An 11,789-nucleotide genomic window follows, 5' to 3' on the forward strand; every position below is an offset into this window, starting at 1 on the left:
ACTAACGTCCAGCGCCCGCAAATCAGGCGGCGTCTTCGGCCTGCACCACGCAGTTGCGACCGCTGGACTTGGCTTTGTAAAGCGCCGTATCCGCACGCTTGATCAGGGCGTGGCTGTCTTCCTTGTGGTCCCAGGTGGCCACACCAAAGCTGGCGCTCACATGGCCCACGGCGTCAAACGGCACACCCGCGATACGGGCCCGCACCGCCTCGGCCATGGCCATGGCGGCATCCACCGGGGTTTCCTTGAGCAGGATGATGAACTCCTCGCCCCCGAAGCGCGCGGCGCAGTCGGACGAGCGCAGCAGTTCGCGCACGCGCAGCGCCGTGTTCTTCAGCACTACATCGCCCGAGTCATGCCCGAAGGTGTCGTTGATGCGCTTGAAAAAGTCGATGTCGAACATGACGACCGACAGCTGGCTCTTCTTGACCCGCGTCTCGGCCATGTCGGCCTCCAGCCGTTCGAAGAACCGGCGGCGGTTGACCAGGTCGGTCAGGAAGTCCTTGGTGGCCAGGTCTTCCAGCTTGCTGTTCAGCCGCGCCATGGGCTCGATCACCAGCGACGACAGCGACAGGTTCAGGCCGACAAACAACAGCACAAAGCTGCCCACCAGCGCTGCCATCACGGTGTTGAAGGTCTGGCGCGCTTTCTCCAGCGGAAAGTACATCGGCACCTTCACCACCTGGATGCCCACGGTTTCGTTCATGCCCCAGCCAAAACCGTTCTTGTCGCCATAGACCTTCAGCATGGTGGGGGGCGCCACGGCGGGCGTGCTGTGGCAGGCCATGCACTGGGGTTGCTTGATGGTGATGGCGCGCGCCACATACATCGCACGGTGCATGCCCTCGCCCACCTCGCCCGTCACTTCTTTCTTGAGGTCGGCGCGGCCTTCGCGGAAGTCACTGATGATGCGCTCCTCCCATTCGTTGGCGCGGTCTCGCAGGTTGGTGGGGTTGAGCACCGCTTCCTTGTACTCATAGCCAGGAAACCGGTTCTGCAGCCGACGCAGCGTTTCGGTGGCGGCATAAGCGGGCACGGTCTGCGGCAGGAATTTCTCGGCCAGCGTCACATCCAGGTGCGGCTTGACCAGCTCGGTGGTGTAGTCGCGGATGGCCATGGCGGCGTGCATCATGATCTGCGAGTTGTGCTGCACCTCCTCGATGGCCGATTGCTGCAGGAAGCGGTGCACATAGGCGCCCGCGCCCAGCACCGCCAGCAGCAGCACGCCCGCCAGCACCAGGTTGAATTTGAGCCGCAAAGACATGGTTCTCCCTCAGGTCCGGCGCAGGGCCGGTATTTCAATGAGGCAGTCCTGGCGCCGGAGCACCCGACCGCGCGCGACCACCATTCGTGGAACACAAAGTTTGCGTTTGTGCCAGATTTGGGCGCGGCGGTCCAATGTTTTGTGCGCGAGGAGGCCGCGCTACAACCCCCGGGCACTGAGCGACAGCTGCCGCCGGTAGGCCGGGCGCACCCGGTACAGCTGCGCAGGGCGGTGTGCGCCGCCCATCTGCAGCGCGCCGGGCACGGGCTCCAGCATGGCCAGCTCATCCACCTTGCGGCGAAAACTCACCTTGTTCACCGGCTCGCCCAGCACCGCTTCGTACACCGCCTGCAGCTGCGGCAGCGTGAAGGGCTCGGCGCACAGGTGCACGGGCAGCGACGAATACTGGCTTTTACTGCGCACGCGCGACACAGCGGTATCGATGATCTGGCGGTGGTCGAAAGGCAATGGCGGCAGCGCATCCACCGCCACCAGCTCCACCCGCCCCGCAGCCTGCGCCAGCACGGTGGCGGGCACCAGGGCGCAATAGGCCACGGCCACAGACCAGCCGCGCGGGTCGCGCACCGCACCGGTGAAGGTGGCCAATTGCTCCAGGTACGGGCTTTCGAGCCCGGCCTTGTCCCGCAGCACCCGCGCGGCACTGGCCTGGGCGTCCACATCGTCCTGTGCATGGATGTAGCCGCCGGGCAGCGCCAGCGCCTGGGCAAAGGGCTCGCGCTCGCGCCGCACCAGGGCCACCTTCAGCGTGGATTGCTCCAGGGTCAGCAGCACCACGTCTACGGTGCAGATCACGGCGGGAATGCTCTCGGTGGTCACGGGGCTTTAGTTCATTGCAACTTTGAACGAACAAGGCTACCACCAAGCCAGTCCGCAGGAAAGCAGCTCGATTCAGCCACTACCGTTCTCATCTGAAACATTGGCTTGCAAATTACTTAGTTGCAAAATTAATCTAACAAACCTAAACTGCAGTCACAGCGAAGGAGAAAGACCATGGCCACGCGCACCACCCAGCTTTTGGTGATCGACCCCCAAAACGATTTCTGCGACCTACCCTCCAGCGACCGCCCCGCAGGCAGCACGCCCAGCCTGCCCGTGGCGGGCGCCCACGCCGACATGCAGCGCCTGGCGGCCTTCATTCGCACCCAGGGCCATCAGCTCGACGCCATCACCGTCACGCTCGATTCGCACCAGCGCTTCGACATCGCCCACCCCGGCTTCTGGCAGACCGGCGCAGGGGCAGAGGTGGCACCCTTCACTCCCATCACTGCCGCCCAGGTGCGTGCAGGCGACTTCGCGCCGCGCGATGCGGCCGCCCTGCCCCGCACGCTGGCCTACCTGGACGCACTGGAAGCCCAGGGCCGCTACACGCTCATGGTCTGGCCCGTGCACTGCGAGGTGGGCAGCTGGGGCCACGGCATCCACGCCGATGTGCTGGCCGCCTGTGGCGACTGGCAGCTGCAGCGCCAGCGCGCGGTGCGCAATGTGTTCAAGGGCACCAACCCCTGGACGGAGCACTACAGCGCCATCGAGGCCGAGGTGCCCGATGCGGACGACACCAGCACCGCGCTCAACACCGTCCTGCTGCAGTCGCTGGGCAAGGCCGATGTGCTGTTGATTGCAGGCGAGGCCAGCAGCCACTGCGTGCGCTCGACCACCGAACACATCGTGCAGCACCTGCCCCACCTGGTGCCCGGCTGGCAGGCCAGCCGCATCGTGCTGCTGACGGACGGCATGAGCCCCGTGACGGGATTTGAAGCGCAGCACCAGGCGTTTCAGGACGGGATGCGCAAGGCCGGTGCGCAACTGGCATCCATGCACGAAATCAGCCTGTAGCGCTTTTACTTATTACCCTGGCAGCTATCCATTCAGGAGCAAAATCATGGCCCCCGTCATCACCAGCCTGCTCGACACCGACCTCTACAAGTTCACCATGTGGCAGGCGCTGCTGCACCGGCATCCACAGACGCAGAGCGAATACCGCTTCGTCTGCCGCAACCAGCCGATTTACCCGCTGGCCGAGCTGTTGCCCGAGGTGAACGCCGCGCTGGACCACCTGTGCACCCTGCGCTTCAGCGAAGACGAGCTGGCCTACCTGGGCGGCCTGCGGTTCATCAAGAGCGACTTCATCGACTTTCTGCGCATCTTCCAGTTCCAGCGCAGCTTCATCCGGGCCTGGGCCGAGGGCGACCAGTTGCACATCGTGGCGCAGGGGCCCCAGGTGCATGTGATGGGCTTCGAGATCTTCATACTGGCCATCGTGAACGAGCTGTACTTCCGCCGCTTCGACGCTAGCGCCGCCCTCGCCAGCGGCCGCGAGCGGCTGGCGGTCAAGGTGCGGCAGCTGCAGAACCTGGCACAGCAGGCCACGCTGCGCCACCCGTTTGAGCTGTTCGACTTTGGTCTGCGCCGCCGCTACAGCGGCGCCTGGCAGCGCGAGGTGGTCAAGACCTTTGCAGAACAAGCGCCGCAGTGGTTCAAGGGCACCAGCAACGTGCTGCTGGCGCGCGACCTGGGCCTGGTGCCCATCGGCACCATGGCGCATGAATACCTGCAAAGCTACCAGGCACTGGGCGTGCGCTTGCGCGACTTTCAAAAGGCGGCGCTCGAAGACTGGGTGCAAGAGTACCGGGGCGACCTGGGCATTGCGCTGACCGACACCGTGGGCATGGACGCCTTCCTCGCCGACTTTGACCTGTACTTCGCCAAGCTGTTCGACGGCCTGCGGCACGACTCGGGCGACCCGGTGGCCTGGGGCGAGAAGGCGCTGGCGCACTACGCCAAACTGCGCATCGACGCGCACACCAAGCGGCTGGTGTTCTCCGACGGCCTCACACTGACCAAGGCGCTGGCGCTGTACCGCCACTTTGGCGACCGCACGCAGCTGGGCTTTGGCATTGGCACCCACCTCACCAACGACATGGGGGATGCCCCGGAGATGAAGCCGCTCAACATCGTGATGAAGCTGGTGCGCGCCAACGGGCAGCCGGTGGCCAAGCTGTCGGACACACCGGGCAAGACGCTGTGTGACGATGAAACCTACCTCGCTTACTTGCGCCAAGTCTTCAACGTGAAGGACTGACACCATGCTCCGTATCACCATCGCCCAGCTCAACCTCACCGTCGGCGACATCGAGGGCAACGTGGCCCGCATGGTGGCCGCCGCGCAGCAGGCCGCCCGCGAGCAGTCCGACCTCATCGTGTTCAGCGAACTCGCGCTGTGCGGCTACTACCCCGGTGACATGCTGGACGAGCCGCCCTTCCTGCAACGCGTGCAGGACGGCCTGGCGGCGTTGCAGAAGGCATCGGCCGAGCTGCCCGCGCTGCACTGGGTAGTGGGCGCGCCCACGCCCGCCACAGGCCCGGGCAAGCGCCTGCACAACAGCCTGCTGGTGCTGCAGGGCGGCACCGTGCGCCTGCAATACGCCAAGCAGCTGCTGCCCACCTACAACATCTTTGACGAACGCCGCCACTTCGAGCCTGGGCCAGACGTGGCCAAGGTGCTGCGCATTGGCGGCACACAGGTGGGCCTGCTGGTGTGCGAGGACGGCTGGAACGACCACGGCGCCGACTACGCCACCAACCCCTTCGAGCGCCTGCGCGACGCTGCGCCCGACCTGGTCATCAGCATCAACGCCAGCCCGAGCCACGTGGGCAAGCGCGAGCAGCGGCACCAGATCTTCGGCGGCTCGTCGCGCCGCCACGGTCTGCCCATCCTGTACGTGAACCAGGTCGGCGGACACGACCAGGTGGTGTACGACGGCGCATCGTTCGCGGCCGAGCCCGAAGCAGGCATCGTGTTCGAGGCGCCGCGTTTTGTGGAGGACCTGCGCACGCTGCGGTTTGACAACGGCCACTTCCTCACCGCCGACGGCCAGGCGCCAGCGCGCGTGCCCGCCGAGGGCCTCCCCACCATGGAGTTCTACCGCCAGCAGATCCTGCTGGGCCTCAAAGACTACGCACGGCGCTGCGGCTTCAAGCAGGTGGTGGTGGGCAGCTCGGGTGGCATCGACAGCGCACTCACGCTGGCATTGGCTACGCAAGCACTCGGACCCAAGAACGTGGTGGGCGTGACCATGCCCTCGCGCTACTCCAGCAGCGGCTCGGTCGATGACTCGGTGGCGCTGTGCCAGAACCTGGGCGTGCAGCTCCACACCCACCCGATTGCCGAGCTGGTAGCAGGCTACGCAAAGCAGTTCGAGGGCAGCTTCGGCCAGCCGCTGCAGGGCCTCCCGCTCGAAAACCTGCAGGCCCGCATCCGTGGCACGGTGCTGATGGAATACTCCAACGCCTTCGGCCACCTGCTGCTTACCACGGGCAACAAGAGCGAAATCTCGGTGGGCTACTGCACGCTGTATGGCGACACCAACGGCGGCCTGGGGCTGATTGGCGACCTGTACAAGACCGAGGTATTTGCGCTGTCGCGCCATGTCAACGAACAAGCGGGGCGCGAACTGATCCCGCAGGCCATCATTGATAAGGAACCGTCGGCCGAACTGGCCCCGGGCCAGCGCGATGTGGACAGCCTGCCGCCCTACCCCGTGCTGGACGAAGTGCTCAAGCTGCTCATCGAAGGCGAGCGCCTGTCGGCCCCCGAACTGGCCGCCGCACAGGCGTTCGTGGCGCAGCTGCAGACCGACGGCGCAGGCCGCGCCCTGGTGCAGCGGGTGCGCATGATGGTGGCACGCAACGAGTACAAACGCCGCCAGGCGCCGCCCATCCTGCGCGTGCGGCCACGCGCATTTGGCAGCGGTCGGCAGATGCCCATCGCCGCAAGGTATGTGTGACAACCCCCTGAGCCGCTTCGCGGCTTCCCCCTTCTCTCACGCTGCGCGTGGGAAGGGGGACGACGCCAGCGCGGCGGGGCGGCCCTTGCGCGGCGTCCGCTGGCTGGGGCCGCGCCGGTACCAAGCGGCGCGCCCCATTCGCCAAAGGGATTCACTACTAAAATCGTAGCTATAAGCGCATGATGGACGAGCGCAAGAGGCCAAAACCTCAAAATTTTGGAGACCCATGTACGACACCGCCCTCCTCATCGGCCGCTTTGAACCCGTGCACAGCGGCCACCTTGCCCTGCTGCACGAGGCCCTGCGCATGGCGCCCCAGGTCATCGTGGTGGTGGGCTCTGCCTGGCAGGCCCGCTCGCCCAAGAACCCCTTCACCTGGGCAGAGCGCGAGGCCATGCTGCGTGATGCACTGCCCCCTGCCGACCGCAGCCGTGTGCGCGTGCTGCCCGTGCGCGACTACTACAACGAAGCCGTGTGGGTGCAGGCCGTGCGCCGCAGCGTGGCGCGGCACACGCAGCCCGGCGACCGCATCGCGCTGGTGGGCCATTTCAAGGACGCGACCAGCAGCTACCTGCGCGCCTTCCCCAGCTGGGCGCTGATCGACCTGCCCCGCCAGGGCAGTATGGACGCCACCACCATCCGCGACGCCTACTTTGGCGCCACAGCCGACACGGTGGACCAAGCCCTGGCGCCACTGGCCGCGCAAATCCCGGCGAGCACGATGGCCCAGCTGCAGGCCTTTGTGCACACGCCGCACTACGCCGCGCTGCAGGAGGAGTGGCGCATGCTGCGCGGCTACCGCCAGGCCTGGTCTGCCGCGCCCTATCCGCCCGTGTTCGTGACGGTAGACGCCGTGCTGCGCTGCCAGGACCAGGTGCTGCTCATCCGCCGCGCCCACGCGCCCGGCAAAGGCCAGCTGGCCGTGCCCGGCGGCTTCATCGAGCAGCGAGAAACCGTGTGGCAGTCCTGCCTGCGCGAACTGGTGGAAGAAACCCACTGCCACCTGCCCGAGGCCACCATGCGCGCCGCGCTGCAGTCGGTGGCCGTGTTCGACCACCCCGACCGCAGCCAGCGCGGCCGCACCATCACACATGCGCACTACTTCGACCTGGGCGATGCGCCCTTCCCGGTGGTGCAAGCCGATGACGATGCGGCGCTGGTGCAGTGGACACGCATCGACCAGCTGGCAGGCATGGAAGAGGAATTCTTTGAAGACCACTTCCACATGCTGGACCACTTTCTGGGGCTGACGAAGCTGGACTGAACCGCTCCACCCGTTTGGTAGAAAAACGGGTGCAAGCGCTAAAAAATCATGCCCAAACAGCTATATTTTCTATAGCACTAGGTCCCTGCGCGCTCCAGCATGGCATGCAGCAGCACGTTGCACCCCGCCTCGATGTGCTCGGGCTTGGCGTCCTCGATCTCGTTGTGGCTGATGCCGTCCTTGCAGGGGATGAAGATCATGCCGCTGGGTGCGAGCTTGGCCATGTAGACGGCGTCGTGCCCTGCACCTGAGACGGCGGGCATGTGGCTGTAGCCCAGCTTGGCCGCGGCGCGGCCCACCGCATCCACGCATTCGGGTTGGAAGAGCTGCGCGGGGTAGCTGGACACCATCTCGATGTGCACCTGCACACCATGCTCCTTGGCCACCTGGTCGGCAAAGGCCTTGACCTCGGCGGCCATGGCGTCCACCAGTTCGTCCGTGCTGTTGCGCAGGTCGATGCTGAACTTGACCCGGCCGGGAATCACGTTGCGGCTGTTGGGGAACACCTGCACCATGCCCACGGTGCCCCGGCCATGCGGCGGGTGGCGGTGGGCTGCTGCCACCACGTCTTGCATGATGCGCGTGGCGGCCAGCATGGCGTCCTTGCGCAGGGCCATGGGGGTGGGGCCGGCGTGGGCTTCCATGCCGGTGACGGTGCAGTCAAACCAGCGGATGCCCAGCACACCGCTGACCACGCCGATGGTTTTGTCGTTGTCTTCCAGCACGGGGCCTTGTTCGATGTGGGTCTCGAAGTACGCGCCGATGGGGTGGTCGCCCGGCTCCTGGTCGCCGATGTAGCCGATGCGCTCCAGCTCGCCCTTCACCGTCTTGCCTTCGGTGTCGGTCGCGGCGTAGGCGTGTTCCAGCGTGAAGGCTTTGGCGAACACGCCAGAGCCCATCATCACCGGCACAAAGCGGCTGCCTTCTTCGTTGGTCCAGAACGCGACTTCGATGGGGGCTTCGGTTTCGATGCCGTGGTCATTCAGCGTGCGCACCACCTCGATGCCCGCGAGCACGCCGTAGTTGCCGTCAAACTTGCCGCCCGTGGGCTGGGTGTCGATGTGGCTGCCGGTCATGATGGGTGGCAGGCTGTTATTGCGGCCGGGGCGGCGCATGAAGCCGTTGCCGATCTTGTCGATGGTCACGGTCATGCCCGCCTCGCGCGCCCAGCGGGTGACGAGGTCACGGCCCTGCTTGTCCAGGTCGGTGAGGGTCAGGCGGCACACGCCGCCCTTGGGGGTGGCGCCGATCTGCGCCAGCTCCATGAGCGAATCCCACAGGCGCTGGCCGTTGATGCGCAGGTTCTCGATGTTGGGTTTGACTTTGGTGTCCATGGTGTTCTCCGGTTGCATTGCAACGGTTAGCGCGCAACGGCCGTGGGGGCAAGGTCCTGCGCACGCTTTTGCACGGCCTGGAAGTTGGCGCCAAACGCCGGGCGCTTGATGTAGCGGCCCTTGCCCTGCTCGGCGCGCAGGTCGCCATTGGCAAACACCACGCGGCCCTGGCTCACGGTGTGGCTGGGAATGCCGCGCACGGTGCGGCCTTCAAAGATGTTGAAGTCGCCCTTGCTGAACTGCGTCTTGGCCGAGAAGGTCTTGGTGCCTTGGGGGTCCCACAGCACCAGGTCGGCATCGGCGCCTTCTCCGATATAGCCCTTGCGCGGGTAGATGTTGAACAGCTTGGCCGCGTTGGCCGAGGTGATGGCCACGAACTCGGAGGGCGTGAGACGCCCCGTGTTCACACCGCCATCCCACAGCGCGGCCATGCGCTCTTCTACGCCACCCGTGCCGTTGGGAATCTTGGCAAAGTTCTCTTTGCCCATGGCCTTTTGCGCGGCGCAGAAGGTGCAGTGGTCCGTCGCCGTGGTGTGCAGCTGGCCCGACTGCAGGCCGCGCCACAGCGCCTCCTGGTGGCCCTTGGGGCGGAAGGGCGGGCTCATCACATAGGCGGCGGCCTTGGCAAAGTCGGGGTCGCGGTACACGCTGTCGTCCACCAGCAGGTGCCCCGCCAGCACCTCGCCGTACACACGCTGGCCACGTGCGCGGGCACGGGCAATGGCGTCGGCCGACTCCATGCAGCTCACGTGCACCACGTAGATGGGCACGCCCAGTACATCGGCAATCGCGATGGCGCGGTTGGCGGCCTCGGCCTCGACCATGGGCGGGCGCGAGAGCGGGTGGCCCTCGGGGCCGGTGATGCCCATCTTGGCGACCTCTTGCTGCAGCAGGTAGACCAGCTCGCCGTTTTCGGCATGCACCGTGGGCATGGCGCCCAGTTCGAGCGCGCGCTTGAAGCTGTTCACCAGCGTTTCATCGTCGCACATGATGGCGTTCTTGTAGGCCATGAAGTGCTTGAAGCTGTTCACGCCTTCCTGCTGCACCAGCGTGCCCATGTCGGCGCGCACCTGCTCGCTCCACCAGGTGACGGCGACGTGGAAGGAATAGTCGGCCGCCGATTTTTCGGCCCAGCCGCGCCACTTGCGGTAGGCGTCCATCAGCGGCTCCTGCGGGTCGGGGATCACGAAGTCGATGATGCTCGTGGTGCCGCCCGCCAGCGCGGCGGCCGTGCCGGTGAAGAAGTCGTCCATGGTGACGGTGCCCATGAACGGCAATTGCATGTGCGTGTGCGGGTCAATGCCGCCGGGCAGCACGTACTGGCCGCTGGCGTCCAGCGACTCTGCACCCGCAGGGGCCTGGGCCGCTGCGTCCTCCCCCACGGCCACGATGCGGCCATCGACGCACAACACATCGGCGCGCTGTTCACGGTCGGCGTTGACCACGGTGCCACCGCGGATCACAAGGGCTTGGGTCATGGGGGTCTCCTTCAGGGATACGGATCAAATCAAAAAACGGACCCTGCGCTGGCACCAGGCCCAGGCAGGGTCCGGGGCATCACTTCTTCTTGGCCGTCAGGTAGTAGTACGTGCCGGCCACCGCCAGGCTGAAGAACCAGCCCGAGTCGAACAGCGACAGCCAGATGGCAGGCATGCCCGCCTTGTCCACCACACCCGACACAGCCAGGTAGCCCGGCAGGCAGGGCAGCACGCCCAGTGCAAAGGCGATCAGGGCCTGCAGGTTCCAGCCGTTGCTGTATTCGTATTCACCGCCACGGCGGTACAGGTCGTCCACCTTCAGTTCGCTCTTGCGCACCAGGTAGTAGTCCACCAGCAGGATGCCCGCGATGGCGCCCAGCAGCGTGCCGTAGCCGCCCAGCCAAGTGAACAGGTAGCCGCCCGATGTGGCCAGCAGCTTCCAGGGCATGAACAGCAGGCCGATGCCCGCAGCGATCAGGCCGCCCATGCGGAAGCTGATCTTGGACGGCGCGCACTGGCTGAAGTCATACGACGGCGACACCAGGTTGGCGGCCACGTTGGTCGTGAGGTTGGCGAGCAAGATCACCAGCAGACCCAGGCCTGCGGCCACGCTGCCCATCTGCGTGAGCAGACCATCAGGGAACAGCTGGGCCTTGCCGTACAGGATGGCCGAGGCAGAGAAGCCGATAACGCCCACCATGGAGAACAGCGCCATGGGAATGGGCAGGCCGATGGCCTGGCCCACCACCTGGTCCTTCTGCGATTTGGCAAAGCGGGTGAAGTCCGGGATGTTGAGCGCCAGCGTGGCCCAGAAGCCCACCAGGCCCGTGAGCGCCGCCCAGGTCTTGGGGCCACCCTCGACCACCTTGGCGGGCAGGTTGAAGAGCTGGCCCGAGGGCACCTTCATCATCAGCACCACAACCAGTGCGATGGACGCAATGATCATCAGCGGCGCCGCAATCACCTCCAGCATGCGGATGGATTCCGGCCCCTTCCAGATGAACCAGATGTGCACCGCCCAGAACGCCAGAAAGCACATGAACTGCGAGGTGCTGATGGTCTGTCCATCGGCCGGTCCCGCGAGCCCCATGCCTAGGATGTTGAGGAACCCATGGAGCGCCAACGCGCCGAAGTAGCAGTTGATGGAAAACCAGCCACACGCCACCAGGCCGCGCAGCACGGCGGGCAGGTTGGCGCCTTTCACGCCAAACGATGCACGCGCCAGCACCGGGAACGGAACGCCGTACCGGGGCCCTACGCGCCCGATGAGCACCATGGGCACCAGCACGATGCAGTTGGCCAGGAACACCAGCCACACCGCCATCTGCCAGGTAAATCCCTGGTCCAGCATGGAGCTGGCCATGGTGTAGGTGGGCACACACACGACCATGCCCACCCAGAGCGCGGCAAAGTCCTTCCACGTCCAGTGTCGCTGCGCGGCGGTGGTGGGGAGCAGATCTTCATTGGCGAGCGTGTTGGATGCATCGCCGGGCATCAGCCCCGCCACATGGGCCGCGCTGCCGGTACTGTTGGTCATGCCTGTACTCCTGTCAAAGACGTCGTTGGGGTTGCACACAACCCGCTGTCTGTTCCAGCGCCCTCACGCTGGCAGATGGCGGGCAAAGGGAAGCGAGCGATGCTAGA

The 11,789-nt window shown here is 65.7% G+C and carries 9 protein-coding genes; 4 read left to right on the forward strand and 5 right to left on the reverse strand.

Annotated features, from left to right (window positions below):
• Window positions 1-22 precede the first annotated feature (22 nt).
• Both DNK89_RS09030 and DNK89_RS09035 read right to left on the reverse strand, forming a co-directional pair.
• A complete protein-coding gene (locus DNK89_RS09030; RefSeq protein ID WP_110959764.1) occupies window positions 23-1,264 on the reverse strand; it encodes a diguanylate cyclase in 1,242 nt (413 codons plus the stop codon).
• Between the two features lie 159 nt (window positions 1,265-1,423).
• Window positions 1,424-2,101 (reverse strand): NUDIX hydrolase, encoded by a 678-nt coding sequence (locus tag DNK89_RS09035; protein ID WP_203422222.1) that lies wholly within the window; start codon window positions 2,099-2,101, stop codon window positions 1,424-1,426.
• 174 nt (window positions 2,102-2,275) lie between these two features.
• On the opposite strand from DNK89_RS09035, the gene DNK89_RS09040 reads away from it, so the two are divergent.
• The 4 genes from DNK89_RS09040 to DNK89_RS09055 all read left to right on the forward strand — a co-directional run bounded on the left by DNK89_RS09040 (window position 2,276) and on the right by DNK89_RS09055 (window position 7,333).
• On the forward strand, window positions 2,276-3,118 hold the full coding sequence (locus tag DNK89_RS09040) for a cysteine hydrolase (protein WP_110959765.1): 843 nt from the start codon (window positions 2,276-2,278) through the stop codon (window positions 3,116-3,118).
• 46 nt (window positions 3,119-3,164) lie between these two features.
• Complete coding sequence (pncB, locus tag DNK89_RS09045; RefSeq protein ID WP_110959766.1) at window positions 3,165-4,364, forward strand: nicotinate phosphoribosyltransferase; 1,200 nt, start codon at window positions 3,165-3,167, stop codon at window positions 4,362-4,364.
• Between the two features lie 4 nt (window positions 4,365-4,368).
• On the forward strand, window positions 4,369-6,069 hold the full coding sequence (locus DNK89_RS09050) for an NAD+ synthase (protein ID WP_110959767.1): 1,701 nt from the start codon (window positions 4,369-4,371) through the stop codon (window positions 6,067-6,069).
• Between the two features lie 226 nt (window positions 6,070-6,295).
• The gene (locus DNK89_RS09055) at window positions 6,296-7,333 is read left to right on the forward strand and encodes a bifunctional nicotinamide-nucleotide adenylyltransferase/Nudix hydroxylase (RefSeq protein WP_110959768.1); all 1,038 of its coding nucleotides are present in this window, start codon (window positions 6,296-6,298) and stop codon (window positions 7,331-7,333) included.
• Between the two features lie 77 nt (window positions 7,334-7,410).
• Here DNK89_RS09055 and DNK89_RS09060 read toward each other — a convergent pair whose 3' ends face one another.
• The 3 genes from DNK89_RS09060 to DNK89_RS09070 all read right to left on the reverse strand — a co-directional run bounded on the left by DNK89_RS09060 (window position 7,411) and on the right by DNK89_RS09070 (window position 11,682).
• Complete coding sequence (locus tag DNK89_RS09060) at window positions 7,411-8,667, reverse strand: Zn-dependent hydrolase (protein WP_110959863.1); 1,257 nt, start codon at window positions 8,665-8,667, stop codon at window positions 7,411-7,413.
• A gap of 26 nt (window positions 8,668-8,693) precedes the next feature.
• The gene (gene hydA, locus DNK89_RS09065; RefSeq protein ID WP_110959769.1) at window positions 8,694-10,145 is read right to left on the reverse strand and encodes a dihydropyrimidinase; all 1,452 of its coding nucleotides are present in this window, start codon (window positions 10,143-10,145) and stop codon (window positions 8,694-8,696) included.
• Between the two features lie 79 nt (window positions 10,146-10,224).
• Window positions 10,225-11,682: an NCS1 family nucleobase:cation symporter-1 gene (locus tag DNK89_RS09070; protein ID WP_015012633.1), complete on the reverse strand. Its 1,458-nt coding sequence runs from the start codon at window positions 11,680-11,682 to the stop codon at window positions 10,225-10,227.
• Window positions 11,683-11,789: the final 107 nt, after the last annotated feature.

The sequence above is a fragment of the Acidovorax sp. ST3 genome (assembly GCF_003231145.1).
Lineage (GTDB): Bacteria > Pseudomonadota > Gammaproteobacteria > Burkholderiales > Burkholderiaceae_C > Acidovorax.